Annotated in this window: 22 protein-coding genes and 1 pseudogene; 11 read left to right on the top strand and 12 right to left on the bottom strand. The window is 69.7% G+C overall.

Going from position 1 to position 26,315, the window contains the following annotated elements:
* Positions 1-79 precede the first annotated feature (79 nt).
* On the top strand, positions 80-1,009 hold the full coding sequence (locus tag ABT294_RS26065) for a helix-turn-helix transcriptional regulator (protein ID WP_350808870.1): 930 nt from the start codon (positions 80-82) through the stop codon (positions 1,007-1,009).
* Positions 1,010-1,344: 335 nt separating this feature from the next.
* Here the strand turns inward: ABT294_RS26065 and ABT294_RS26060 are convergent, their stop codons facing one another.
* The 6 genes from ABT294_RS26060 to ABT294_RS26035 are packed head-to-tail and all read right to left on the bottom strand — an operon-like array spanning position 1,345 to position 7,606.
* Positions 1,345-2,577, bottom strand: a complete 1,233-nt coding sequence (locus ABT294_RS26060; RefSeq protein WP_350808869.1) for a sensor histidine kinase — start codon at positions 2,575-2,577, stop codon at positions 1,345-1,347.
* Positions 2,574-3,257, bottom strand: a complete 684-nt coding sequence (cseB, locus tag ABT294_RS26055) for a two-component system response regulator CseB (RefSeq protein ID WP_350808868.1) — start codon at positions 3,255-3,257, stop codon at positions 2,574-2,576. Before cseB ends, ABT294_RS26060 begins: the two co-directional genes overlap by 4 nt.
* A 15-nt stretch (positions 3,258-3,272) precedes the next feature.
* Complete coding sequence (locus ABT294_RS26050; RefSeq protein WP_350808867.1) at positions 3,273-4,448, bottom strand: ABC transporter permease; 1,176 nt, start codon at positions 4,446-4,448, stop codon at positions 3,273-3,275.
* A gap of 2 nt (positions 4,449-4,450) precedes the next feature.
* Positions 4,451-5,125 carry an ABC transporter ATP-binding protein gene (locus tag ABT294_RS26045; protein WP_350808866.1) on the bottom strand — a complete coding sequence of 225 codons (675 nt, stop codon included), beginning with the start codon at positions 5,123-5,125 and terminating at the stop codon, positions 4,451-4,453.
* On the bottom strand, positions 5,118-6,821 hold the full coding sequence (locus tag ABT294_RS26040; protein ID WP_350808865.1) for a peptidoglycan-binding protein: 1,704 nt from the start codon (positions 6,819-6,821) through the stop codon (positions 5,118-5,120). Before ABT294_RS26040 ends, ABT294_RS26045 begins: the two co-directional genes overlap by 8 nt.
* The gene (locus ABT294_RS26035; RefSeq protein ID WP_350808864.1) at positions 6,821-7,606 is read right to left on the bottom strand and encodes a hypothetical protein; all 786 of its coding nucleotides are present in this window, start codon (positions 7,604-7,606) and stop codon (positions 6,821-6,823) included. Before ABT294_RS26035 ends, ABT294_RS26040 begins: the two co-directional genes overlap by 1 nt.
* Positions 7,607-7,964: 358 nt before the next feature.
* On the opposite strand from ABT294_RS26035, the gene ABT294_RS26030 reads away from it, so the two are divergent.
* Positions 7,965-9,494, top strand: coding sequence for an MFS transporter (locus tag ABT294_RS26030; protein WP_502912126.1), 1,530 nt, complete (start codon positions 7,965-7,967; stop codon positions 9,492-9,494).
* A 144-nt stretch (positions 9,495-9,638) separates the two neighbouring features.
* On the opposite strand, the gene ABT294_RS26025 is transcribed toward ABT294_RS26030, so the two are convergent.
* Complete coding sequence (locus ABT294_RS26025; RefSeq protein WP_350808863.1) at positions 9,639-10,232, bottom strand: TetR/AcrR family transcriptional regulator; 594 nt, start codon at positions 10,230-10,232, stop codon at positions 9,639-9,641.
* Positions 10,233-10,304: 72 nt separating this feature from the next.
* Between ABT294_RS26025 and ABT294_RS26020 the strand changes: the two genes are divergently transcribed.
* The 3 genes from ABT294_RS26020 to ABT294_RS26010 all read left to right on the top strand — a co-directional run bounded on the left by ABT294_RS26020 (position 10,305) and on the right by ABT294_RS26010 (position 12,607).
* On the top strand, positions 10,305-10,799 hold the full coding sequence (locus tag ABT294_RS26020) for an FBP domain-containing protein (protein WP_350808862.1): 495 nt from the start codon (positions 10,305-10,307) through the stop codon (positions 10,797-10,799).
* Positions 10,800-10,855: 56 nt separating this feature from the next.
* Positions 10,856-12,007, top strand: a complete 1,152-nt coding sequence (locus ABT294_RS26015; RefSeq protein WP_350808861.1) for a serine hydrolase domain-containing protein — start codon at positions 10,856-10,858, stop codon at positions 12,005-12,007.
* A gap of 180 nt (positions 12,008-12,187) precedes the next feature.
* A complete protein-coding gene (locus tag ABT294_RS26010) occupies positions 12,188-12,607 on the top strand; it encodes a nuclear transport factor 2 family protein (protein WP_350808860.1) in 420 nt (139 codons plus the stop codon).
* 555 nt (positions 12,608-13,162) lie between these two features.
* Here the strand turns inward: ABT294_RS26010 and ABT294_RS50870 are convergent.
* A pseudogene (locus ABT294_RS50870) lies at positions 13,163-13,420 on the bottom strand (zinc finger domain-containing protein); the annotation flags it as partial.
* Between the two features lie 319 nt (positions 13,421-13,739).
* On the bottom strand, positions 13,740-15,209 hold the full coding sequence (locus tag ABT294_RS26005; protein WP_350808859.1) for an alpha/beta fold hydrolase: 1,470 nt from the start codon (positions 15,207-15,209) through the stop codon (positions 13,740-13,742).
* A 176-nt stretch (positions 15,210-15,385) separates the two neighbouring features.
* On the opposite strand from ABT294_RS26005, the gene ABT294_RS26000 reads away from it, so the two are divergent.
* Positions 15,386-16,615 carry a sensor histidine kinase gene (locus ABT294_RS26000; RefSeq protein ID WP_350808858.1) on the top strand — a complete coding sequence of 410 codons (1,230 nt, stop codon included), beginning with the start codon at positions 15,386-15,388 and terminating at the stop codon, positions 16,613-16,615.
* On the opposite strand, the gene ABT294_RS25995 is transcribed toward ABT294_RS26000, so the two are convergent.
* Together ABT294_RS25995 and ABT294_RS25990 are read right to left on the bottom strand one after the other, a co-directional pair.
* Entirely contained in the window at positions 16,587-16,949 is a 363-nt protein-coding gene (locus ABT294_RS25995) for a hypothetical protein (RefSeq protein WP_350808857.1), read from the bottom strand. The genes ABT294_RS26000 and ABT294_RS25995 overlap by 29 nt on opposite strands.
* Before the next feature lie 334 nt (positions 16,950-17,283).
* Positions 17,284-18,264: a helix-turn-helix transcriptional regulator gene (locus tag ABT294_RS25990; RefSeq protein ID WP_350808856.1), complete on the bottom strand. Its 981-nt coding sequence runs from the start codon at positions 18,262-18,264 to the stop codon at positions 17,284-17,286.
* Between the two features lie 65 nt (positions 18,265-18,329).
* Between ABT294_RS25990 and ABT294_RS25985 the strand changes: the two genes are divergently transcribed.
* The gene (locus ABT294_RS25985; protein WP_350808855.1) at positions 18,330-19,808 is read left to right on the top strand and encodes an MFS transporter; all 1,479 of its coding nucleotides are present in this window, start codon (positions 18,330-18,332) and stop codon (positions 19,806-19,808) included.
* A 91-nt stretch (positions 19,809-19,899) separates the two neighbouring features.
* Here ABT294_RS25985 and ABT294_RS25980 read toward each other — a convergent pair whose 3' ends face one another.
* Positions 19,900-20,778: an alpha/beta fold hydrolase gene (locus ABT294_RS25980; protein ID WP_350808854.1), complete on the bottom strand. Its 879-nt coding sequence runs from the start codon at positions 20,776-20,778 to the stop codon at positions 19,900-19,902.
* Positions 20,779-20,891: 113 nt separating this feature from the next.
* Here ABT294_RS25980 and ABT294_RS25975 point away from each other — a divergent pair, with 113 nt between their 5' ends.
* The 4 genes from ABT294_RS25975 to ABT294_RS25960 all read left to right on the top strand — a co-directional run bounded on the left by ABT294_RS25975 (position 20,892) and on the right by ABT294_RS25960 (position 26,013).
* Positions 20,892-22,877: an AfsR/SARP family transcriptional regulator gene (locus tag ABT294_RS25975; protein WP_350808853.1), complete on the top strand. Its 1,986-nt coding sequence runs from the start codon at positions 20,892-20,894 to the stop codon at positions 22,875-22,877.
* A gap of 153 nt (positions 22,878-23,030) precedes the next feature.
* Positions 23,031-24,497 carry an MFS transporter gene (locus ABT294_RS25970; RefSeq protein ID WP_350808852.1) on the top strand — a complete coding sequence of 489 codons (1,467 nt, stop codon included), beginning with the start codon at positions 23,031-23,033 and terminating at the stop codon, positions 24,495-24,497.
* 197 nt (positions 24,498-24,694) lie between these two features.
* Positions 24,695-25,795 (top strand): cytochrome P450, encoded by a 1,101-nt coding sequence (locus ABT294_RS25965; RefSeq protein WP_350808851.1) that lies wholly within the window; start codon positions 24,695-24,697, stop codon positions 25,793-25,795.
* Between the two features lie 20 nt (positions 25,796-25,815).
* Complete coding sequence (locus ABT294_RS25960; protein WP_350808850.1) at positions 25,816-26,013, top strand: ferredoxin; 198 nt, start codon at positions 25,816-25,818, stop codon at positions 26,011-26,013.
* Positions 26,014-26,315 lie beyond the last annotated feature (302 nt).

Raw genomic sequence — 26,315 nt, 5'->3', positions numbered from 1 at the left:
CTGCCACAGCTCTGAACCGGGTAACCTGACCTGCTTGTCAGGCTCAGCCGCGACAGTATTCGAGGGGGTGTCCCCTCCCTTGGCGGAAAGGAGCACCGTCATTGTGAAAAGCGGACAGAGTGCTGTGCGGCAACTGCACTATCTGCCTGCCGTCGGATCGGCGTACGGGGTGGAGGTGCTCAGTTTCGCCGCGCTGCGTTCGATGGACGTCCACCGCCGTCGCGTACAGCTGCAACGCCCCGACTTCCACGTGTTCGCTCTGGTCGGCTCCGGAACCGGCGCCCACGAAGCGGACTTCCACGGCTACCGGCTGGAGGAAGGCAGCGCCGTGTGGATCCGGCCGGGCATGGTGCACCGTTGGAGCGACATCGACGCCTGCGACGGCCCGCTGGCCCTCTTCCGGCCCGGCTTCCTCCCCGGCTTCACAGCGTCAGAGGCCACCACACCGGCGTGCTGGCACCTGGACCAGCAGCGGCTGTCCCTCGCCCTGCTCGCAGCCGAACATCTCGGCCGCGAACACGACACAGCAGTACGAACACCACGCCTGGCATCCCCCGCACTGCTCTCCCACCTGCTGGCGGCACTGATCCTGCGCGCACTCCCCGACACGCCGGCCTCAACCGGCGCCACAAGCTCCAGTAACCGGCATATGGACGTGTTTCGCACCTATCGGGCCGCTGTCGAAGAGCACTTCACCGACTGGCACCACGTGGCCGACTACGCGCAGGCACTGGGCTATGACGTGCGCACCCTCACCCGCGCTACTCGTGCCGCCACTGGCACAGGCGCCAAAGCACTCCTCGACCAGCGCATCCTGCTGGAAGCCAAACGGCTGCTCGCCCACACCGACCTGCCGGTCAGCAGCTGCGCCCGACGCCTCGGCTTCCGGGACGTCGGCAACTTCACCACGTTCTTCCGACGCCAGGCCGACATGCCTCCCGCTACTTGGCGTGCCACGTACAGCACAGCCAGGGCCCTGAACACTGCGGGCGGCTTGGAAACCGGTTGACCTCGCGACTGAGAAGGATCAGTACAGGATTCAGCGGTACGGGTGGGCCGGTCAGCGTCGGTCGCCGCCGGGAGGCGATCACGTCGTGCCGGTTGGGGCTGCTCGACAGCGCCTCGTGGACGCGCGCGACCTTCGCGCCCGACGCCCGGCTCCGTCCGAAGCCGGCGTGCTCGACCTGCAGCCCCCTGGCCGCCAGTCCGGGCGGGATCCGGCCGGTGGCGGTTTGGCCTGTGCATGACGGGCTGGCCGGTGCGGCGAGGCGGGTGTGCTGCGGACGGCCGGTGTCTCGCCGTCGGGCTGGGATCGGCCACCTTGAGTGGGTACCGCTGGGCACCTCAGCTGGGCAGGATGATGGTGACGCTCGCACCACCGTCGACCGGGTTGGCGAACTGGAGGGTTGCCCCGATGATGCGGGCGTGGCCGAGCACGATGGTCAGGCCGAGTCCGTGCCCGCGGCCGCGCTCGGTCCGTCCGGTGCGGAAGCGCTGCGCCTGTCCCTTGTTCAGGCTCGCAAGCAGGTCAGGTGGGAAACCTGGCCCATGATCGCGGATGACGATCTGGCGGGCGCGCACGGTGATCATTACCGGGGCGGCGCCGTGCGTGCGGGCGTTGAGGAGCAGGTTGGCGACGATGCGCTCCAGGCGGCGCGCATCGGTGACGGCTGTCGTGTCGCCCTGGTCGCCGACGATATGCAGGTCGGCGGGCACGTCGACACGGTGCAGCGACTCGCGTACCAGGTCGGCCAGCGGCACCGACTGTCGATCCGGTTGTTCGCCGGTGGCGTCCAGGTGGGAGATTTCCAGCAGATCGTCAACCAGGCTGCGCAGCACCCCGATTCGGTCGCGGACCATGTCGGTGGCCTGCCCGTCGGGCAGCAACTGGCTGGCGGTCAGCAACCCCATCAGCGGGGTACGCAGATCGTGCGCGACGTCGGCCGTGAAGCGCTGCTCGGCCAGCAGCCGCCGCTGCAGGCTGGCGGCCATGGAGTTGAGCCCGGTGCCGATCTCGGCGATCTCGTCCCGGCCACCCGCATCGGTACGAGCGGCCAGGTTGCCCTCGGCGATCTCGCGGGCGGTGCGGGCCATGCGCCGAAGCCGCCGGTTGGGGAGTTCGGCCGCCAGCACCGACAGCGGTACCACCCCCGACAGGGCGAGCAGTGCGGCTTTGGCCATGTTGCGGTCCAGCGCGTACAGGCTGCGCAGCTCCGAGCCCATCGAGATCTGTACGCTCACCGCATGGCGGCCGTCGCTGCCATACGGTTGGGCAGCCCACATCCACGGCTCGTCCCGGTGATCGAGCCCATACCAGATCACCGGCCGGCCGGGCCGCAGCTGGGCGGCCAGCGCGTCAGGGAGCTCCTCGACGGTCACCACGTCGTCGGGCGTGCCGCCGGGCCGGTCAGCGGGGGCCAGTGACTTGTCGAGGGCCGTCTGCGCTCGGGCCGCGCCGATGTCCAGGGCACGCTGCCAGGTCGCCCGGTGAACCAGGAGCCCAACCATGGCGGCGACGACGGTGGAGGCGAGCGTGACGAGAGCGGCGATCTTCCATCGCAGCGAAGCCGGATTCAAGTGGCGCTCAATTTGTAGCCGAACCCGCGGACCGTCTCGATGCGCTCGGCGCCGATCTTCTTGCGCAGGCGCTGTACGCACAGGTCGACCACGCGGCTGTCGCCGTCCCATCCGTAGTCCCACACGGTGCGCAGCAGCGTCGCCCGTTCCAGCACGATGCCGGGATGGGCGGCGAACTCCAGCAGCAGCCGCAACTCGGTCGGGCTCAGCTCGACGCGTCGCCCAGCCCGCCGTACCTCCAGCGAACCGGTGTCGATGCTCAGCTCGCCGAAGGTGAGCCTCGCGGCGGCCTGCCCGGTCGTGGGCTGGGGCTGAGCGATGGTGGCCCGGCGCAGCAGCGAGCGGATCCTGGCCACCAGCACCGGCAGGTCGACTGGTTTGACCACATAGTCGTCGGCGCCACCCTCCAGCCCGGCGATGATGTCCAGGCCGTCGCCGCGGGCCGACATCATGAGGATCGGCACCTGACTGGTCTCCCGGACCCTGCGGCACAAGCTGATGCCGTCCAGGCTGGGCAGCATCACGTCCAGCAGCAGCAGGTCGTGGCCGCCCGCCTGGGCCGCCTCCAGGCCGCTCAGCCCGTCAGCGGCGGTGGTCATGCGATAGCCGTAGCGTTCCAGGGCCAGGCTGACCGATGCGCGGATCACCGCGTCGTCTTCGACGAGCAGCAGGGATGTCATGAAAATGCACCATATCTACCGAAGTGCGTTGACTGGTTCCATACGAGCGGCACGCAGGGCCGGGTACAGGCCCGCGAGCAGCCCGACGACGGCACCGGCGGCAGGTGCCATGACAGCCAGCCGTACATCCAAGACCGGAGTCCACTGCTTGGCAGCGCAGACCGCGACGATCACGACGATCCCTCCGGAAGCGCCGATGATGCCGCCGGTCAGCCCGGTGAGGGTGGACTCCAGCAGGAACTGCGCGGCGATGTGGCGGCGGGCGGCGCCGAGGGCACGGCGCAAGCCGATCTCGGCGATGCGCTCCATCACGGTCACCAGCGTGACGTTGGCGATGCCGACCGCGCCGACGACCAGGGAGACCAGCCCGAGGATCAGGAAGAGGGCGTTGACGTCGCCTTCCACCGCATCGCGGGCTCTGGTGGGGCTGGGCGGCGAGATGACCTGGAGGAGGGCCTCGTTGCCGGGGCTGAGCGCGGCCGGCGCCTGCTTGGCGATCAGTTCCGCGGCGCCGAGGCCGGTGTTGACCAGGACCCGGGTCACGGTGCTCAGGCCGTAGCGCTTGCCGACCGCCGGTGGCAACAGGACCGCGCTCGCGAGGCTCTTTTCGCGTTTCAGGTCGCCGAGCACGCCGATGACGGTGTACGCCTCGGTGCCGATGAAGACGGCCGGGGCCCGTGCCAGCCGGGTGATGCCCAGCAGCTTGGCCGCGTGCTGGCCCAGCACGACGACCTTGTCCCCGCGGGCGATGTGCCCGGCGTCGAAGTAGCGGCCCTCGAGCATTCTGCCCTTGACCGCGGCGGGCAGGCCGGGGCTGCTGGAGACCACGGTCAGAGTCTGGTCGGTGACCCGGGTCGGGTCCACGATGTCGTTGGAGCGGACGCTGAGGTTGGCGCTCTGTTTCGACTCGGCGAGCGCCGCGGCGGAGACCACCCCGCGCAGCCGGGTCACCCGGCTGACGTCGGCCCAATCGACCAGGGGGAATGGGTTCTCCGGGACTTCGACCGTGACGGAGGTGGCGGTGAGCTCGTCGAAGCGGCCGACGATCTGGTTGCCCGCCGTCGCGGCGATGCCCAGAGTGACCACGAGCGTGGTGATGCCCAGCACGGTGCCCAGCGTGGTCAGCGCCGAGCGCACCGGGCGGGCAAGCAGACCCGCCACGGCCTCGTTCAGCAGGTCGCGAGGGTGCACATCTACTCCTCCGTGAGGACGCCGTCAGTGATGCGCACCCGGCGCCCGGCCCGGTCGCTCACGTCGGTCTCGTGCGTGATGACCACGATGGTCATCCCCTGGGCGCGCAGTTCGTCGAACAGGTCGAGCACGGCGTCGGTGTTCTTGCTGTCGAGGTTGCCGGTGGGCTCGTCGCACAGCAGCAGCGACGGTTCGCCCAGGAGGGCGCGGGCGATGGCGGCGCGCTGCCGCTCACCGCCGGACAGCCTGCCGGGCAGGAAGTCCACCCGGTGCGACAGCCGTACCCGCTCCAGAGCGCGCATCGCGCGCTCCCGCCGCCCCCCGCGCCGTGCCGCGCCGTAGACCTCGGCCAGCATGACGTTCTCCAGCACGCTGCGGTGCGGCAACAAGTGGAAGGACTGGAAGACGAAGCCGATGCGGCTGCCGCGGATGGTGGTCCGCACGCTGTCCTTCAGTGAGATGGTCTCGATGCCGTCGAGCCGGTAGCTGCCGCTGGTCGGCCGGTCGAGCAGACCGAGCGTGTTGAGCAGGGTGGACTTCCCGGATCCCGAAGGGCCGACTATGGCGACGTAGTCCGATTTTTCAACTCTTAGGTTGACGGCGGAGAGCGCCCTGACGGGAGGATCGGTGGGGAACTCCTTGGTCAGGTCGTGCAGCAGGATGACCGGCTCAGGCACTGTTGATCACCACCATGTCGCCCGGCCTGAGGTCGCCGGTCACCTCCACGGCTCCGTCGGCGGACAGGCCGGTGCGTACCTCGACCTCCTTGGTCTGGTCGGGCGCGGTCTCCACCTGCACCCGGGCCTTGCCATCCGCGGCGGTGACGACCGCCGCGGCGGGGACCACGAGCACCTCCTGGTCGGTTGCTCCGATGGTGACGCGAACCGTGACGGGCGCGCCGGCGAGCTTCTTGAGGCCCTTCATCGAGGCAGGAGTGATCGTCACCGGCACGGCGCCCTTCGCGTCACGTCCGCCGAGGGAGGTCAGCGTGCCCGGGACGGTCTTGCCGGCCTCGGTTTCGATGCTCGCGTTCAGACCTGTCTTCAGCCGCTCGGCCTCAGCCACGTCCACCGAGCCTGAGACCACGAAGGCGGAGCTGGTCACCGTGGCGATCGACTTGTCCACCAGCTCCCCCGCCTTGACGGACGACTTGTGCAGGCGGGCGGGCAGCTTGGGCAGGAAGACGACCTCTCCCGGCGGGACGGTGGTGCCGTAGGTCCGGGAGAACTCGGCCAGCAGCGCCTGGGCCGCGACCAGGTCACTCTGGGCGTTGGCCACCTTCAGCTTGACGGGCGAGAGCTGCCTGACCTGCCTGAGCGCCTGCTCGGCGGTGACGACGGCCTCGCGTGCCACCCGGACGTTCTTCGTCAGCTCGGTCAGCCGCTTGGCCCGCGCGGTCCCGGCCTCCTCCAGTACGCGCTCCAGCGCCGACCTGGCGGCGGTCAGATCCGCTCTGGCGTTGGCGACCCGGAGTTCGAGCAGGCGGGTGTCGGCAGGCGGCCCGGCAGTGGGACCTGCGGTGGGGCTGGGGTTGGGCACGGGGGTGGGCGTCGCGGTGGCCTGGGCGAGCTCCTGCTGGGCCGTCAGCAGTTTCTCCTCGGCCGCCCGCACGGCGCTCTCGGCGGCCTCGACCTTGGCCTCGTCCTCGGTGGTGTGATCCTGTGCCCGCGCGCTCTTCAGCGCCTGTTCGGCCTCCTTCAGATCCTGCCGGGCGTTGGCGAACTTGACCTTCAACGGGAGCACATCCTTGCCCTCGTCAAGTGCCTTACGCTCGGTCGCGAGCACTTCCTGCGCGGCCCGTACGGCCCGGCGCAGGTCGTCGCGCTTCTGCCGCAGTTCCAGGGTGGGTTGCTGCGCCTCATAGCCCCGCTTGGCGTAGAAGCGCGACACCGCGGTGATGGTCGCCTGGTCGAACACGCCGGTCGCGGGTACGCGGTAGCCGAGCCTGCGCAGCGCCTTCTGCAACTGCTTGACATCGGCCCCCTTGGCGCCGGAGGCGATACTGCGGTGCATCGGCACCGTGCCGGCGAAGACGAACACCGGGCGCCCGTTCACCTCCATCAGCACCGCGCCCTCCGCGAGGGTGCCCCGCCGGGGAGCGCGGGTGGCGCGCTGAGCGGTTTCGCTGCCGCCCACCACTCCGGCCAGCGAGACCGGATACGGCGAGCCGTACTCCAACGTGCCGCTGACCACGACGGTGGCGACCAGCTTGCGCCGCTCGACCGCGGCGGTGACCAGCGACGGTTTGGGCGGCTTGCGCGCCGCCGCCTCGTCGGCCGGGGAGCGCAGCAGGGTGCCCACTCCCCAGCCGGTGCCCGCGACCACCACGACCACGGCCAGCACGAGCAGCAGCTTGCCACGAGGGGTACGCATCACCGCTCTTCGAACCCGTACTTCACCCTGGCCTCGTTGGTGAGCCGCCTTTGCAGGGGGACGAAGGCGGCGTAGAAGTCCTTGCCGCAATCGAGGTCGACCAGCGCCGACTTGATCTCCTTGGCGAGGTACGGCCTGGCCGCCTCCGCCGTGACCTTGCCCGCCTTGCCGAGCTGGTCGGCCTGCTCGTTCCACACCTCCCAGCCACGGACGCTCAGCGCGAGCGGCTTCGCGGAGGTCACCCGCTCGCCTTTGGACTTCAGGCACTCGGCGAACGGCGCGGCGAGCTCCAGGAGCTTGGGGTCGCCGTCGAGAACCTTGTCGATGTTCTCGATCTCCGTGCTCATCTGGTCCTGATAGTCGGCGACCGAGGTGACTTTCAGGCCGTCCACCTGCCGGAGGGCGTTGACCCGGCACTCGTTCATGGTCTTGAGGTAGGCGTCCCGCTTGGCGCCGGAGAGACCGTCGATCGTCGCCCGGTTGGGGTCCGGCGCCTGCGTTTCCGGCGGCTTCGGATAGACGACGGCGGAGAAGACGCCGAAGCCCTCCTTGCTGCGGGCCGCCTTCATCGCCGCGTAGTCAGCGGGGTCGGCATCGGACTGCTTGGGCCGGCTGACCGAGGGGGTGTAGGAGAAACCCTTCTGCTTCATGCAGGTGGCGATGACGGTCTCCCGCTCTCTGAGCTTGTCCATCGTGGCACCGCCGCCGTCGGCTGCGGGGGTTGGCGCTCCCCCGCAGCCGGTCAGCACCGCCAGACCGAGCAGACCGCACATCAACACACGCATCAAGCACTCCTTCTCGGTGGGATCACGCCGTCCTTCACGACGCCGTGGCCACTCTGGAGCCCGTTTCCGTCCGCTCCGTATCGACCGGGTATCCGCGGGTGCTCAGCCATGTATCCGCCGCGTATCAACGTCGCCTTGCTTGAACGGCAAATCGGCGCCGACACCAGGCTTCAGCGGCAGGTCGCCGCCATCGGGTCGGCAGGAGTGAGCGGCGGGCGAATGGGGGCTGAGGCCTATCATCTGCGGCAAGGGGAAGCGCTGCCCACCGTCGTGGGGGCAGGCGTTGACCGTCCGCGCGGCGACGGACGCCTTCCTTGCTGGAGCGCGCGGCGGAGATCCTGGGGGTTTTCCGAGGTGGATGCCGGAGTGCGCAGTGAATGTCCGTCGTCATGGGGCTGTCGAGAATGTCGGCGCCCCGACCGAAGCCTCTCGTTCGCCGCGCTCCCTCCGTGAAGCGGGGGTAGCCCTCGCAGGGCTGTCAGCGGTCTTTCTGTTCGAGATGCTCGACAACTCGATCCTCAACGTCGCATTGCCGACCATCGGCCGCGAACTGTCGGCGTCGACGACTGCGCTGCAGTGGGTCACGGGCGTGTACGCCGTCGTGTTCGGCGGGCTGATGCTGGCCCTCGGCGCGCTGGCTGACCGGGTTGGCCGCCGCAAGGTCATGCTGGTCGGGCTGGCGCTGCTGGGTGCGGCAAGTCTGGCAACCGCGTTCGTCACCACGGTGGAGCAGCTCATCGCGATCCGCGCGGCGATGGGCGTCGCGGCCGCGATGACGACGCCAGGCTCCCTCGCCTTGGCGTTCCGCCTGTTCGACGAAGACGGGCTCCGCGTCCGTGCGACGACGCTGATCTCGACCGTGGGCCTGGCCGGACTCGCGATCGGGCCCACGGTAGGTGGCTTCGTGCTCGCGTTCGCTCCGTGGCAGGCGCTGCTGCTGGTGAACGTGCCGATCGCCGCACTCGCGTTCATCGGCATTCGACGCGGCATCCCCGCTGACAAGGCGGACGAGCTGCACCGCGACCCGATCGATGGCGCGGGTGCCCTGCTCGGCACGGCCACGATCGTGCTCGCGCTGGTCGCACCGACGCAGTTCGTCGACGCGGGCACCGCATCGCCTCTCCCGTGGCTGACCACGGCGGCGGCCATCGTGATGGCGGTGCTGTTCGTCGTCCGCGAGCGTTCTGCCCGCTATCCGCTGCTCGACCTCGAACTCGTCGCTCGCCCACTCGTGTCGAGCGGCCTGGCGTTCAAGGCCGCCGCCGGCCTCGGCTACCTCGTGACCCTGCAACTCCAGCTCGATTGGGCCTGGACGCCCGCCCAAGCGGCTATGGGAATGGTGCCGCAGGTTGTCGTGCTCATCGCCGGCGGTGCTCTCATCGGTCCGCTGGTGACGCGTGTCGGTCTCGACAAGGCCGCCTGGCTCAGCGCCGGAGCCGTCGTGTGCGGGCTCGCCGTCTACGGGCTGCTGGGCCGCTTCGGGTACGTGTGGGTCGCCCTCGCGCTCGTGCTCGTCGCCGCCGGTATGCGCGTCGTAGGTGTCGTCGCCGGGACCAACGTGATGCGTGGCCTCCCGACCAACCGCACCACCATCGGAGCGGCGCTAGTGGACACCGCCAGCGAAGTCACCACCGGAATCAGCATCGCTGTCAGCGGGACCATCCTCGCAGCGCTCTTCACCGGCGATATCGCCACGTCGAGCTGGAGCACTTACCAGACCACGGAGTTCCGCGAGGCGGTCACCTGGGCTGGCCTCGCGCTCACGGTCGTGGCTGCGGCACTGGTGGGATGGGGCATCATCCGTGCCCGTCGCGTCGCGGACAGCACGCCGCCGCCCGCGGCCGATGAGGAGGACGCGCCTCTTCGGCGTAGCCGATGGCGGTCTTGAGGGCGAGGCCGAAGACGGCGGCGAGGTGGAGTGGGTCGGGGCCGTGGGTGAGGGCCTCTTCGAGTTGCCCGTCGACCCGCGGCCACAGGGTGCTCGTTCCGGCACGTCGGGCCAGGTCGCCATCAGCGAGGCGAGCGCACCTCGTTATGCCCCTTCTTCCTCCGCCGCGTGAGCAGGCCAGTTCTCCAGCAGGAGGTGGAGGCCGTCAAGGGCCCGCTCCCAGGACTTCTGCACGTCGCGGGAGTGCCTGAACCCGCCGTTGGCCTCCAGGGTGATGTAGCCGTGGAAGGCGCTGCGCACCAGGCGGCCCGCGTCGGTCAGGTCCGGCTCGACCAGCTTGTATCCGCGCAACATCGCGTGGGTGAGCTCGATGGTGCGGGCGTAGACGGTGGACGTGGCGAGGACGGCGGGGTCCAGCTGGACCGCCTGGGTCGCCGTGTAGCGGCCGGGGTGGGCCAGTGCGTAGTCGCGGTAGGCGTTGGCGAACGCGGCCATGGCGTCCTTCCCGGCCCGGCCCGCGACCGCCGCGGCGATGCGGTCGGCCAGTTCTCCCGCGGCCAGCAGCGCGACCCGTTCCCGCAGATCCTGAAGATTCCTGACGTGCGCGTACAGGCTCGCGTCCTTGACTCCGAAGCTCCGCGCCAGCGCGGACACGGTGATGTTCTCGAACCCGACGGCGTCAGCCAGGTCTGCGGCCGCCGTCGTCACGCGCTCGGCTGTCAGTCCCGCACGAGCCATCCGCCACCTCCACGCTTCCTAGGGGTAATAGGCAGTTGCATAATGTTCCTAGGGATTGTAGCGTTCCGCGCCATGAAAGCAGTCAATGAACAGGAAATCCGCGCATCGTTCGTCAACTGCTCCAAAGGGGAGGCCAAGCGGCTGACGCTCCCACGGAGCCTCGCCGAGCAGCCCTGGGACGACCTTGACTTCCTGGGATGGCGCGACTCCGGCGCTCCGGATCGCAGCTACCTCGTCACCGATCGCGGTGGCGAGGTCGTCGGCGTGGCGCTCCGCCTGGCCGCCGAGCGGCGCGGAAGTCTCCGCCGTGGAATGTGCTCCCTGTGCTTCACCACGCATCCCGGCAGCGGCGTCTCCCTGATGACCGCCCGGCGAGCGGGGCAGGCCGGCCGGGACAGCAACTCGGTCGGCGTGTACGTGTGCACCGACCTCGCCTGTTCCCTGTACGTGCGGGGCAAGAAGATCCCGGACCTGGGAGGGCGCCTCGAAGAGACCCTGACGGTGGAGCAGCAGATCGATCGCACCAGGGGCAAACTGTCCGCGTTCCTGGACAAGATCATGGTGTGAACCGGGGCGGCCAGGCCCACGCGTATCACTGCAACCATCGACACACCAAGAGAAAGATGATCACCGTGAAGCACAGCGGATGGGCCGACGAACGATTCGGAGCAGTCGCAGACGCCTTCACCCGAAACTTCGCCGAATACGGTGAACTCGGCGCGGCCGTCACCGTGTTCGTCGACGGACGCAAGGTCGTGGACCTGTGGGGCGGGGGCGCGGACGAGCGGACCGGCCGGCCGTGGACCGAGGACACGGTCGTGCCCGTCTTCTCCTGCGCCAAGGGCATCGTCGGCATCTGCGCCCACCTCCTCGCACAGGAGGGACACCTCGAGCTGGATGCCCCGGTGAGCCAGTACTGGCCCGAGTTCGCGCAGCACGGCAAGGAGACCATCACTTGTCGCATGGTCCTCGGACACCGGGCAGGGCTCCCCACCCTTGACCCGGTGCTCAGCTTCGAGGAGATCGCCGCCTGGACACCGGTGATCCACGCCATCGAGGAGCAGGAACCGCTGTGGGAGCCGGACACGGCGTACGAGTACCACGGCCACGTCTTCGGGTTCCTCATCGGTGAGGTCATCCGGCGCATCACCGGGCTCACCCCTGGCGCCTACTTCCGCCGTGCCGTGGGAGAGCCGCTGGGGCTACGGGCCTGGATCGGCCTGCCCGCCGAGGAGATGGACGGTCGTGCCCGGCTCGTCGAGGCCGAAGGGCGGCCGGGGATGCCAGGACCTGAACACCTGCTCACCCGCATCGTGACGATGAACGGCGCGCTGGTCTTCCCCGGCCTCGACGAGCCGCACGGCTGGAACGACCCGGCGCTGCTCGGCATGGAGTTGCCCGGAGCGGGTGCCACGGCGTCGGCGAGCGGCCTCGCTGGACTGTACGCGGCGGCCGTGACCGGCATCGAGGGACGAGAGCGGCTGCTCACGCCGGACACCGTGGCGGACGCGGTCCGCGAGGTTGCCTCCGGCAAGGGATGGCTGGGCTTCGACGCCGGGGCGCGCTGGGGCTCGGGCTTCCTGCTCGACTCGGCCTTCCGGCCGATGCTGGGGCAGCGCAGTTTCGGCAACGACGGAGCGGGCGGACAGTTCGCCTTCGCTGACGACGAGTTCGGCGTGGGCTTCGGGTACGTCGCCAACCGAATGATCGGCCACGGCGACGCCCGTGCCAACCGCCTGATCGAGGCTGTGCGCAAGTGCCTGGCAGACGGTTGAGCCGCACGGAGCCTTGCGGGTAAGGGGGCGGGCCGGCTGACCGCACCGGCGGGACGAAAGACGGCGCGGTCGCGGCCTACCGGCGGCGCTCCGGCGATATTTCGGCGCTCGTCGAAAGGGTTCGCTACCAGACTGGGCCTCGTTCACCATGAGGCACGGCTGAGTAGGAGCCAGGAGTTCATGACGGCATCAGACCAGGGCACAGGACAAGAGATCGAGCGGATCTTTCATGCATGGGACGAAGCACTGGGAGCGAGGGATCTCGACGCGGCGCTCGCCCTCTACGCGCCCGATGCGGTCCTTGAGAGTCCGCTCATTCGCCACCATCTCGGCGTCGACGACGGTATCCGGCAGGGCCACGAGCAACTGCGCGAGTTCATCCAGGTCGTGTTCGACCGCCAGCCGCCGCAGCGCAAGCGGTTCCGCACCGATTACTTCACCGACGGCCGGACGCTGATCTGGGAGTATCCGCGCTCCGCGCCGGACGGAGATCAGATGGACCTCGTCGAGGTGATGGAGATCGCCGACGGACTCATCCAGCGTCACCGCGTCTACTGGGGCTGGTTCGGCCTGCGGCTGCTCGAAACCGATCATCAATAGGGCTGCCGCACGCTCCGAACGAGTACCTCCCCCAGTAGCTGGAGGAGACCTGGTTGGTCGCCCTGCAGGCAGCCGAGGACGGGGAAGGTCCCCGAGGCGGTGAGGAGGCCGCGGCGTGGGGACTCTCGCCACGGTAACGGTGCGGGCGGCGACGTCATGTCCGGCCGGTTGATGGACGAGGCGCGGCTGCGCCCTCCTCCTCCCCCCCGCCCCCCTGCCGGTCCCGGCCTCCATCACCGCCGCCGTCGTCCTCGCAGCACACGCCCGGCTACCGCACTACAGCCCCACCGAAGTCCTGATCGGAACCCTTGTCCTTGCGGCGATCTGCGTCCTCATCACGATCGGCCTCCGGGGAGGATCGGACCGGATTTTGGCGGTACAAGAGCACCGAAGAATCACGCCATGCACCCGGAACCGTGTTGATCTTGCAAGAGTCCTCGTTGGTGGGGTCCCGGTAGCAATGGAGCAGAATCCAGTGACGTGGTGTTCCGCGCCGAGGTAGAAGGACTTCGTCGTGGTTGTTGGTGCTGACGGCTGATCCGCGGGTCAGCGAGGTTAGAGCCCTTTATGGAAGGCGGCGTACTCGGCGGGAGCCTGTTCGACAGCGTCGGGGTCGATGGGGGCGGGCGGGGTGCGGGGCCGCCAGGGCTGGCCTGGTCTGCGGTCGGCGGGAGTTTGGACGCGCAGTCGTTTGGCCAGCCGGGGAACCTTGGTGAAGCGGCCGGTGTGGTAGGTGCCGGCGACGGCGCCGGACCGTGACCGGCAGGGTGATCCGGGCTGGACGTCGCATCGCGGACAGGGGTGACGTTCGACCTCATCGGCGTCACGGGTGACGTCGTCGGCGGTACCGGAATCGGCGGCGGATACACGGCGCTCATTCGGGGCTGGGGGACGTCGAGCATGCCCCGAGTCCTCTCACAAACATTTCTCAGAACCGCCTCGATCGGGAACTTGAGCGAGAACGAGTTGTGAGAAGGATTCGAGACCTCCGGCCATCCCCTGAGACGCGTTGATGATCTTCTATCGGAATCGCTCGTTTGTGAGAGCTGTTTGCGTCACTCGATCAACCTGGCGCCTCCTCATGGTCTCGCGGTGGTGCCGGTTGGGCAGCCGATTCCTATCGATATGGCTGTCATTCGGCAGGGCAGGTGGTACCCGGTTCGGGCAGGCTCAGGTCGGTCAGGTACGTGGTCGCGTGTCGGATCGGACACTTCTTGCCCGACAGGTACATGACATGGCCGGGCCCGTCGTAGCCGACGGTCACTGAACCCGGGATCATCCTGGTGAAGCTCTCGGTCCATGCGTAGTCCCCCCACGTGCTGCCGACTCCCAGGAACGGCGGCAGGCCGCGAGTCTGCAGCGGGCGGGACGGGTTGGCGACCTGTAGCGGCCAACCGGTGCATCCCAGCGCGTCGAATGACGCTCCCCCCAAGTTCGGCGAGATCTTCTCCGCTTGACGGCGGAACTTCTGCAGCTGCGCGTAGCTGTTGTAGCCACGGTCATCTGCGCAGTTCATCGCCAGCACTCCGGGCATGGCCCAGATCCGCGCGTTGCCGAGAGCGGAATCGGCGAACCCGGACCCGTCCCCGCCCCGGGCCTTGTCGACAGCCTCGGCGAAGGCCAGCCACCGCGAGTTGTTCGGTCCGGGATCGCCGATGAAGCCGAAGCTCCTCAGATGCCATCCGGTCAGCTTGCCCTTGCCGAACTCGGAAGAGGTGACCGGGATCGGCCTGCGATCGGCGTCTCGAGTGAGCTTGCGCCAGACCGCCCCGGCGTCCTGTCCGTGCAACGCGCAGGCGGGGGTGTCCGCACACCAGGTGGTGAATCTGGTGAAGACCCGTTCCAGGACGGGCAGAGCCCGCAGCGTCTGGTCGCGCCAGCCGTCGACCTGGTTGATCGTCCCGTCGAGATACATGGCTCGGATGCGCTGCGGGAACAGCCGGACATAGGCGGCGGCGGGTACCCCTCCGTAGGAGTTGGCCATGAAGCTCAGCCGTTCCTCGCCCAGAGCCTCGCGAACCGCGTCCATGTCTCTGGCCACTGACAGGGAGTCCATGTGGGCGAAAAGACCGGTTTTGTCCGCGTTCTGGCACTCTTTGAAGGCCTCGGTCATCGCCGCGGCCAATGCCTTGTACTGCTTCTGGCCCTGCGGCTCAAACAGTGACGTTCCAGGCTGCATGCAGGATGGGGGCAGCTGATCACGCCACACGGTGGTGCGCGGTTTGTAGGCGACGAGGTCGAACCTGCGCCGTAGTTCGGTGAGGTCGGTCGCGGTGCGCTTCAGGTCGTCGATCCCGTTGGCCCCGGGACCGCCGGGAACCCCCAGCACGCTGCCGATCCGGCGCGCAGACTCGGTGGCGGGCAGCCGGGCCAGGTCCAGTTTGACCTTCGGCCCGTCCGGCTTGGCCCAGTCCACCGGCACCTCGATCGCAGCGCACTGCATGCCCGCCGGTATGCCCTGGCCGGCGCAGTCCCGCCAGGTCGGCTGCGTATCTCTAGCGGCGGCTGCCGCCGGGGTCGTTCCCGCCAGCGCCGCCATCGTTACACCGATGACCAGCCCTCTGGTCCTGCCGCGCCTGCGCCTCTGCTTGGTTGTCGTCATGTGTGATCACTCTGGTGACACCGACCGGATGGCCACCACCGGGACGTCCTCCGTGTTGGTTTCGGGATGTCCCCCACGGGCGGTCCGGCTGTTCTCGCGCGTGCGTGTCCGTCAGGCTGGACGGCGTGCGGCGTCTGGCGAGGAGGAGCGTGGACAGGCAGGCAGAGAGGTGACGTGTGCTGATCACTACTCCGGTGCGGGAGCGGTCGCAGCGAGAGCTCGCTTACGCGCTGATGTTGCCGTTCATGGTGGGAGCCGGCCTGCTCCATCTCGTTCTCGTGCTGCTGAGCGTCATCCTGACGGCGAATCTCGTCGGAGTGCCGATGCTGGCCCTGAGCGTGATGGCGGCCAGAGGGCTCGGCACGGCCAATCGACGGCTGGCACGAGCGTGGGCCGGGGTGCGGGTGCCCGATCCCGGCCCGTTCCGTGCCGGGCCGGGGCTGTTGAACCGGCTCGGCGCGGCGCTCGGTGACGTGGCGGGATGGCGCGCCGTCATCCATAGCCTGCTCCGGCTGCCGGCGGCCGTGGTCGCCTGCGCGGCCGCCGCCGGGCTGTGGGGAGGCGGTGTGCTCCTGCTCGGCTGCCCCCTGTGGGGACAGTCCTCCGCCTTGGCGCACCTGTCTCCCCCCGGCTGGCCGGTTGCGGCGCTGGTGAGCGCCGTCGGACTGGCGCTGCTGCTCCTCGCCCCGTGGGGCGTCCACCTCGCCCTGGCCCCCGAGCGCATGCTCGCCCGTACGCTGCTCGGGCCCGCGCCGGGCGACACCCGGATCCGCCGGCTGGAGCAGGCGCGAGCGCTGGCAGCAGAGGACGCGGTCGCCAGGCTCCGCCGGATCGAGCGGGACCTGCACGACGGGACGGCGGCACGGCTGGTGACGCTGGCCATGAGCCTAGGCATGGCTCAGGACGAGCTCGAGCAGGCCGACCAGCCCGAACGGCTCCAGCGCGCCCGCGTCCTCGTCGACAGCGCGCACCGCAGCGCCAAGGAGACGGTGGCCGAGCTGCGTGACCTGATCCGCGGCATCCACCCGCCGGCGCTCGACCAAGGGCTGGAGGTCGCCCTGGCCACGCTCACCGCACGGAGCCCGATCCCCGCCCGGTTCGAAGCCGACCTGCCCGAGCGACCGGCTCCGGCCATCGAGGCCATCGCCTACTTCTGCACGACGGAACTGCTCGCCAACGTGGCCAAGCACAGCGGCGCCAGGCACGCCGCCATCGAGGTACGGGTGCGTGATGGACTGCTGACCCTGCGGGTGCGCGACGACGGCACCGGCGGCGCGACGATCGGCACCGGATCCGGATTACGCGGACTGGCCGCCCGGGTCCAGACGTTGGACGGCATGATCGACATTCACAGCCCGGCAGGAGGGCCTACGGTGATCACCGTCGAACTTCCCCTGCACCTGTGAACGGACAGCGCATGCGCATCGTGATCGCCGAGGACGCCGTGGTGCTCCGGGCCAGAAACTGCGCACCGGTGGCGTGGACATGCCGGGCGGACTCGTTCGCCTCGAAGCCGGCATCTGCCAGCAGAAGCATCGTCCGGTCCAGCACACTCAACAGGCGCCCCGCATAAGTGAGTTCATCGTCGCTCTCGGGTCCGAACGCGGCGGCCAGGACGGCACGGGTACCACACCCGACCAGGACCACGAGCCGCAGCAACGGGTAGCCGAATTCCAGATGCTCACCGGCCCGCTTCGGGTAGCGCCAGGTGATCGTCGGCTCGTCGGGCGTGTGCAACAAGGTCCCACCACCCGCGACGGCAGCAGGCGCAGCCGCCGCTCCCGCATCCCGGTCTCCTCCAGCGCGAAGTCCACGACCTGCGTCAGCTCGCCCAAGTGCCCGGGCGCGTACACACCCCCGGCCACCTCGATCGTTCGTGTGATGACAGACTTCTCCCGCAACGGGACTCCCGATGATCGCCTTGCCTCAGCAACAAGTTGATCTATCAGGACGTCCCGTTGCGTCATTCACCAGAGCTTGACCTGCCGCTCAAGACTCAAACGCAACGGTGTTGCCGGGTAAGCCCACGGATGATCTTGCGTGGAGGGTGACATGCGGACGCCAGATGTGCAGGTCACCGGTGCGGTCGGTCGGGTCGGAGTCCCTTGGTGATTCGGGTGCGCAGGGAGTGCAGGGCTTGCCTGAGTTCGGCGGGTTCGATGTCTGTGATGTCGGCGTCGAAGGTGAGGAGCAGTCCTGCCAGTCCTGGCCATGACCATGCGCCGAGTGTGAGTCGGCATGTGGTTTCGGTGTCGTACTCGACTGTTGATCCGCCGGGCGCGAACCGGGCGACGGTGGAGGCGGGCAGGGCGAGGATGGCTGAGCCGCGGCATTGCCATTCGGCGGCGGCGTCTCCGCGGTCGTGTGCGGTCATGACGAAGGCGACGGGATCGCCGTGCGGGATGTCACGTCGGTCGAAGGGGGTGTGCGTGGGTATGTGTGGTTTGATGCGGTCCACGCGCATCGCGCGCCATCGGTCCGCATCCAGGTCGAAGGCGACCAGGTACCAGCGTGCGGCCCAGACCACGAGGTCGTGCGGTTCCAGCGTGAGTGTGACGGGTTCGCCGTCACCGGTGTAGTCCACGCGAACGAGGTGCTGCCGGTTGATCGCGCTGCCAACGGCGCGGACGATCTCGGCGTCGATCGGTGGCGCGGGGAACTCCCAGTAGTTGCGGGCTGAGGAGACGGTGAACGCTTCGGCGTGCAGGCGGCTGCGCGCGGGCATCGCCTGGTGCAGCGTGGCGAGAGCACGGGCCGCGTTCTCGCGGATGCCGGAGAGGACAGTCGGCACGGTCTGGAGCGCGACGGCCGTGGCGACGGCCTGATCTTCGTCGAATACGACCGGCGGCAAGCGGGTAGCGTGACCGAGCCGATATCCTCCACCTGCTCCGCGGACGGCCTCGATCTCGTACCCGAGGTCCCGGAGCGTATCGATATCGCGACGCACGGTTCTCACTGACGCTCCGAGTCGGGTGGCGAGTTCCTCGGCGGTCAAGGTCGCGCCGATCCCGAAGATTGACAGCAGCTTGAGCGTCCGCGCGGAGGTAGCAGCCATGATTCTCCGATTCTCTCCCCGATAGCGGTCACTCGATGGCAACTATGCCCGCGATGGTGGCCGACATGACCAATTCACCGAGCCCCCGAGCGAGCATCCACACAGCTGAGGCTTCCCCGGCACTCATCGCCAGCGCCGGCGCGACCACGGCGCTGTTGGTGGTGCTCTTCGGTTCCTTCATGGACCTGCTCGACGCGACGATCGTCACCGTCGCGGCCCCGGCGATAGCCCAAGACCTGGGTGCCGGCGACACTCAGATCCAGTGGACGATCGCCGCCTACACCCTCGCCCTGGGCGCGGGCCTGATCACCGGCGGACGGCTCGGTGATCAGTACGGCCGTAAACGGCTGTTCATGATCGGGCTGGCCGGGTTCATGGTCACCTCGGCGCTGTGCGCGCTGGCCGTCGATCCGGGGATGCTCATCGGCATGCGGGCCGGGCAGGGACTGACCGCCGGCATCATGGTCCCGCAGGTATTCGGGATCATTCGGGCATCATTCGCTCCGGGCGAGCGTGCCAAGGCGTTTGGCGCCTACGGAGCGGTCCAGGGCCTCGCCTCGGTCGCCGGCCCGCTGCTGGGTGGGCTGCTCGTCGACGCCGACCTGTTCGACCTGGGCTGGCGCACGATCTTCTGGATCAACGTGCCCGTCTCGATCCTGGCCCTCATCAGCGGCGCGAAGGTCCTGCCGGAGTCCCGCTCCGCCTCGACCGCGCGACTGGACCTCCCAGGCGCGCTCCTCGCGGCCACGGGCATTCTTCTCCTGCTGCTGCCGATCATCCAGACCGAGACATGGGGATGGACCTGGGCCAGCTACGCCCTCCTCGCAGCCGGAGTCATCGTGCTCGCGATCTTCCTCGCCTACGAGCGCCGTCTCACCGGACGCGGAAACGAACCTGTCTTTGACCCGGCTCTGCTGAGAATCCGCGCCTTCGCAGTCGGCCTGAGCGCTTCGGTGCTCTTCTTCGGCGGCATCGGGTCGTACTTCCTCACCCTCTCGGTCTACCTCCAGAACGGAACCGGCCGAACCGCATGGGAGACCGGCCTGGTGATCCTCCCGTACGCGCTCGGCTCGATCATCACCTCCGGCCTCGGCGTCGCTCTCGCCGCCAAAGCGGGCAGAACGCTTCTGATCATCGGCTCGCTCACCATCTCGGCATCGCAGCTCGTCCTGTGGTCCATCGTCAAGGACGGCAACGATCCCGGATACTGGCTCCTCGCCCTCGCGCTCTTCATCGGTGGCCTCGGGCTCGGTCTCGCCGCACCCATTCTCGTCAACGTCGTCCTCGCAGGCGTCCCCGGACGCAACGCAGGCGCTGCAGGCGGAGTGCTTTCCACCGTCAACCAGATCGGCGGCGCCGTCGGCATCGCCGTTCTCGGCACGATCTTCTTCACCACCGTCACCGGTTCAGCCACCGGAGCACCGGTGCTGCCCGACTACAGTCACGCGCTCAGCATCGTCCTGATCGCCTCCGCCGCGCTCTACCTGATCACGGCGCTCGTGATGCTCGCACTCCCGAAAGCCGCAGTCGAGCACGCCGAGTAGAGAACCCATGCCGCCCCACGTCACGAGCGGCTGATCGGTCGGCAAGCCCGTACGTAGAATCCTCGGGGTTGAGGAACCCAGGAACAGCCATTCAGCGGGCGAGCAGGTCCCGCAGAACCTTGACGATGTCGGCGGGGGCTTCCTCGGCCATGAAATGGCCGCAGGTGACGCCGACGTGCCGCAGGTCGGACGCCCAGGCCTGCCACAGCGCGGCGGCGTCGAAGCCGAGGGCGGCGCCCCAGTCCTGCTGGAGCACGGTGACCGGCATCCGCAACCGGTTGCCGGCCGCGCGGTCGGCCTGGTCGTGCTCGACGTCGATGCCGGCGGACGCGCGGTAGTCGGCGACGATCGAGGGCACCGCCTCGCGGCAGGCGTCCAAGTAGGCGGCGCGGACGTCGGCGGGAACGGCCTGCGGGTCGGCGGCCCAGATGTCGAGGAAGTGACCGAAGAAGGCGTCCGAGCTGGCGGCGATCAGCTGCTCGGGCAGGCCGGGAGGCTGGGCCATCAGGTACAGGTGGAAGCCGACGGCGGCGGTGGTGCCGTGCATCACGTCCCACATGTCCAGGGTCGGGAGCACGTCCAGGCAGGCCAGATGGGTGATCGTCTCGGGGTGGTCGAGTGCGGCGCGGAAGGCGACCAGGGCGCCGCGGTCGTGCCCGGCCAGCGCGAAGCGCTCGTGTCCGAGCGCGCGGGCCAGCGCGACGATGTCGGCGGCCATGGTGCGCTTGGCGTAGGCGGTGCCGTCGGTGTCGGCGGGTTTGTCGCTGGAGCCGTAGCCGCGCAGGTCGGGGCAGATCACGGTGTGGTCGGCCGCGAGGTCGGCGGCCACGTGCCGCCACATCAGGTGGGTCTGCGGGAAGCCGTGCAGCAGCACGATCGGAGTGCCCGAGCCGCCGACGGCCGCGTTGAGCGACACGCCGTCGGCGACGGGGACGTGCTGATAGTCGAAGCCGGTGATGGCAGGCGCCATGGTTCCGCCCCTTCCTGTGGTGGGTTGGCCTCAGCGTTCCAGGCGCGGATGAGCATCGAATGAGCGCGCTACCGTGGCCTGGGGGCGAACCGCCGGGGAAAGGATGGTCAGGGGTGCAGGTCCTGTTCGGCGTGCTGGGGCCGGTGACGGCCTGGGACGACGCCGGGGACGCGATCGCCCTGAAGGGCCCTCGGCACCGGGCGGTGCTGGCCCGGCTGATCATCGCCCGTCGCCGCGTCGTCCCCGTCACCCGCCTGGTCGACGACCTGTGGCCGGATCCGCCCGCTGACGCGGTGGGCGCGGTGCGCACCTTCGTGGCCGCGCTGCGCCGCGCGCTGGAACCCCGACGTCCGCCCCGCGCTCCGGCTCGGTTGCTGGTCACCGAGGGGCCCGGATACGCGCTGCGCGCCGAGCCCGACACGGTGGACGCCTGGCGCTTCGAGCAGGCGGTGGCCGCCACCGCCACGCTGTCGCCCGAGGACGTGTTCGCGCGGCTTCGCCAGGCGCTGGAGTGCTGGCGCGGGCCCGCCTACGCCGAGTTCGCCGACCAGCCCTGGGCCCGCGCGGAGCGCTCCCGCCTCGCCGAACTGCGGCTGCACGCCGTCGAGCGGGTGGCCGAGGCCCGCCTGTCCCTGGGCCTGGCGGCCGAGGCGGCGGCGGACCTGGACGCGCACGTGGCCGAGCACCCGTGGCGGGAGGACGCCTGGAGGCTGCTGGCCCTGGCGCTATACCGCACCGGACGCCAGGGCGACGCGCTGGCGGTCCTGCGCCGGGCGCGCACGCTTCTGGCCGAGCAGCTGGGCGTGGACCCGGGTCCACGACTGCGGGGCCTGGAGGCCGACATCCTCGGTCACGCCGTCCACCTCGACCCCGAGCCGGGCGGGGCGGCGCGGGTGTGGGCGCAGACGGCGGCCGCCTACGACCGCGCCGTCCCGTCAGGGGCCCGGGCACGCCTGGAGTCGACAGTGGGGCTGCTGCGCAACCTCGCGGTGACCGGCGGCAGCGGCCTTCAGGAAGCCCGCCGGCACCGCGTGGCGGCCATCGCCGCGGCCGAGGAACTGGGCGACGCGGAACTGACCGCCCGCGTGATCGGCGCCTACGACGTCCCGGCGATCTGGACGCGGGTCGACGACCCGGAGCAGGCCGCACAGGCGGTCGCGGCGGCCGAGCGCACCCTGACCGCCCTCGCGCCGAGCGGATACGGGGCGGCCCCGCTGCCTGGCGGGCACGAGGCGGCGCGGGCCCGGCTGCTGGCGACGATCGCCCTGGAGACGCGCGGCACCCGCGCGGCGCGCGGGCCTCAGGCCGCCCGGCAGGCGGAGGAGATCGCCCGCCGCCTGGACGATCCGGCGTTGCTGGCGTTCGCGCTCAACGCCGTGTTCATGCAGAGCTTCGACCGCGCCGGTCTGGCGCCGCATCGCGACGAGATCGGCGCCGAGCTGGTCACCCTGTCCGCCCGGCACGGCCTGGCCGGCTTCGAGGTCCTCGGCCACCTCATCCGCATCCAGGCGCGCAGCGCCCTGGCGGACTTCGCCGCAGCCGACCGCCATGCGACCGCCGCGGACCGCCTGGCCGAGCGCCACGAGCTGCCGCTGGTGGGCGTGTTCACCCAGTGGTACGCCGCGTTGCGGCTCGCCGAGACCGGCCCGGCGGCCGAGGCGGACGCGGCCTACAGGGACGCCGCCGCCCGGCTGGACGGCGCCGGCATGCCCGGGCTGGAGCACGGCCTGCTGCCGCTCGCGCTGCTGTGCCTGCGTGTGCGGCACGCGCTGCCCGTCCAGGCCGGCGAGCACACCGACTGGGGGCCCTACGAGCCCTGGACTCGCCCTCTGCTGCTGGCCCAGGGCTGCCGCACAGAGGCCGCGGCGGCGCTGCGCAACATACCGGACCCGCCTCGCGACCTGCTGTTCGAGGCCCTGTGGTGCCTCACCGGCCAAGCGGCCATCACCGTCGGCGACCGCGAGACGATGGAGCGCGCCCACGCCGAGCTCGCCCCCGCGGCGGCGGAGCTGGCCGGGGCGGGCAGCGGGCTCCTCACCGTCGGTCCGGTCTCGAAGCACTTGGGCGATCTCGCCGCCGCCCTCGGGCGTCCGCACTGAACTGAGGGTCCGGGCCTTTCGGGCCAGCGCCCGCGCCCCAGCGGCAGGCAAGGTTCCATCGAGGCTTGAGGCTTTCCCATCCATCGGCCCCGCACCGTCCACGACAGGCGGCGGAAAAGTCTCCGGGGACAGTTCAACGACAGCCTTGAAGTCATGAGTTCTGACGACCACGAACAGCCCGGCGGCGCGGAGCCCGCCATCGAGACATTCGTCCCGCCCGCGTGGCGGGAGTTGCTGGGCCGGGAGCATCTCGGCGCGGCGATCGTGCTGGCCGGCGGAGTGCTCGTCGGCGCGATCAACATCTACCTGGCGGCGAGCCTGCTGCCGACCGCGGTGGCCGAGCTCGGCGGCGCGAGTTTCTACGCCTGGAACATGACGATCTACCTCGTCGCCATGGTGATCGCGACGATGCTCACCGGCCGGTTCCTGTCCCGATGGGGGAACGTCGGCGCCTACCTCCTCGGCTTCGCCACGTTCACCGCGGGCTCGCTGACCTGCGCGGTGAGCCCGGAGATGGCGCTGCTCCTGGTCTCCCGGGGCGTCCAGGGACTGGGCGCCGGGCTGCTGTCCGGGCTGGGGTTCGCCGTCATCCGGGCGGCGCTGCCGGCCCGGCTCTGGACACGCGGCACCGCACTGATGTCGGCGATGTACGGCGTCGGCAACTTCGCCGGCCCAGCGATTGGCGGCCTGTTCGCCCAGGTCGGCTCGTGGCGGCTGGCGTTCGCGGCGATGGCGGTGATCGGGGCCGTGTGTGGCGCGATCGTGCCCCGTGTGCTGCCGCGCAGCGAACGCGGCAGCACACGGGTGCCGGTCCCGGTCGTGTCGCTGCTGATGTCAACGGCCGCGGCTGGGGCAGTGAGCGTGGCGGGGGTCGTGGCCGGCACGCCGGCGAAGGCCGCCGGCATCGGGGTGGCGCTGCTGCTGATGGCCGGGTTCGTCGTCCATGAGCGGCGCAGCGAGCTGCGGGTCTTCCCGCGTACGACCTACCAGAGGGGGTCGTCGTTGAAGTGGGTCTACCTGACGCTCGGGCTGCTGGCCTTCGGCGTCGCGGTCGAGTCGTTCCTGCCTCTGTTCGGCCAGCGGCTGGCCGGCCTGCCACCCCTCGTGGCGGGGTTCTTCGCCGCGGCCATCTCGCTCGGCTGGTCGGTGACCCAGATCGGCAGCTCGTCGGTGACAGGGCACCGTGCGATGCGCCGGCTGTGCGTGCTCGGCCCGGTGCTGCTCGCCGCCGGCCTCCTGGTTCAGGGGCTGCTGCAGCGCGAAGACACGCCGATCTGGCTGGTGCTCGTGTGGGTGCCGGTGCTGTTCGTCGCCGGGGCGGGAATCGGTCTCGCCTACCCGCACCTGTCCGTGGCCGCCATGTCCAGCACCCAGGATCCCGAGGAAGGCGGACGGGCGGCGGCGGCGATCGCCACCGTGACGAGCCTGTCGATCGCGTTCGGCACGGCGGTGGCCGGGGTCCTGCTCAACCTGGGCGGCGCCTCGATGCTCGACGCGGCCCGGAACGTGCTGTTCGGACTCGCGGTCATCTGCGCGATCGGCGCCCTCAGCGCCCACGCCGCCAATCGTACGAGCCTGACGGAACCGGCCGATCGGGCCCCGCTGCCCCGAGGGGCGTGACCGGTTGTCCGGCTCAGGACCTCGCCCCCTGGTCAGCACACGCCCGGCATCATCGCTGACCGCATTCGAGACAAGGAGATCCGTTGACCGACGCCCCATCAGAGCCGCAGACGTTCCCCATGGCCCGTGCGCCGAAGTGCCCGTTTGATCCGGCACCGGAGCTGGGCCGCCGGCTCGAAGAAGCGCCGATCTCGCGAGTGAGACTGTGGGACGGCAGCACGCCGTGGATGGTCACCCGTTACGCGGACGCTCGCGCGGTGCTCGCCGATCCGCGCATCAGCGTCGACGTCGCACAACCTGGCTTCCCGCATACCAACGCGGTGAGCAAGGAACGCGACGCGCAGATGAAGACGCTGATGCAGATGGATCCGCCGGAGCACACCGCACAGCGGCGGCTCCTGACCGCGGACTTCATGATCAAAAAAATGGAGGCGCTGAGGCCCAGGATCCAGCAGATCGTCGATGATCTCATCGACGAGATGCTCGCCGGCCCGAAGCTGGTCGACCTGGTAGAGGCGATCGCGCTACCGGTCCCCACGCTGGTGATCTGCGAGTTGCTGGGAGTGCCCTACGCCGACCGCGCCTTCTTCCAGCGCGTGGCGGGCGCGCTCGTCATGGACGAGGGCGATCCCACCCAGGCCATGGCCGCCAGCGAGGAGCTCAACGTCTACCTGGATGACCTGGTGGACCGGAAGAACGCAGACCCGGGCGACGACGTCCTCAGCAGGCTGGCCGTCGAGCAGTATCGGAGCGGCGCGATGACCCGGCGGGAGATCTCCACGATGGGTCAGCTCCTGCTGGTGGCCGGGCACGACACCACCGCGAACATGATCGCGCTGGGCACGGCCGCGTTGCTGGCGCACCCGGACCAGCTCAGGGCGGTCCGTGACGGCGACCCCGCCGTGGTGGCCAACGCCGTCGAAGAACTCCTGCGCTACCTGTCCATCACCCACACCGAGGCCCGCCGTGTCGCGCGGGAGGATCTCGAGATCGGCGGCCGGCTGATCCGCAAGGGCGAAGGCATCATCGTCGTCAAGAGCATCGCCAACCGGGACCGGTCGGCCTTCCCCGACCCCGACGCCCTCGACGTCCACCGCAGGGCCCGTCACCACGTCGCCTTCGGCTACGGCGCCCACCAGTGTCTGGGCCAGCCACTGGCCCGAGTAGAACTGCAGGTTGTCTACGGCACCCTCTACCGGCGCATCCCCACGCTGGCCCTGGCCGTACCGCTGCAACACCTGACCTTCAAGGACCACGCCGTCTTCTACGGAGTTCGCGAACTGCCCGTCACCTGGTAGATCACAGAAGGAGAAAGCGTATGAAAGTCATCGTCGATCAAGACGCCTGCGCCGGCTCGGGGCAATGCGTCCTCATCGCCCCTGGCGTGTTCGACCAGCGCGACGAGGACGGCATCGTCACGCTCCTCCACGACAGCCCAGAACCCGGGCTGCAAGAGGACGTCCGCGAGGCCGCCCGCATCTGCCCGGCCCTGGCGATCACGCTGACCACGCCCTGAACCAGCTCTCCCGCATCATGGTCGTAGGCGTTTCGGTGGCGGGTCTGGCCGTCGCCGAAACCCTGCGCCAGCACGGGTTCACCGGTTCGTTGACCCTGGCCGGCGAGGAGGGGCGGCCCCCTACGATCGGCCGCCGCTGTCCAAGCAGATTCTGCGCGGCATGTGGGAGCCCGACCGCGTGGCGCTGCGTCGCCACGACACTGGGTTGAGGACGAGGCCGAGGGCGCCGATCTGGTTGCAATCTACTATCGGGTGGCCTAGCGTGCGTCTACCGATTGCACATCACAAGCAGATCGCAGGAG

It is taken from the genome of Nonomuraea sp. NPDC000554 (genome assembly GCF_040300065.1).
GTDB lineage: Bacteria > Actinomycetota > Actinomycetes > Streptosporangiales > Streptosporangiaceae > Nonomuraea.
This window is presented reverse-complemented; position numbering and strand designations above follow the sequence as displayed.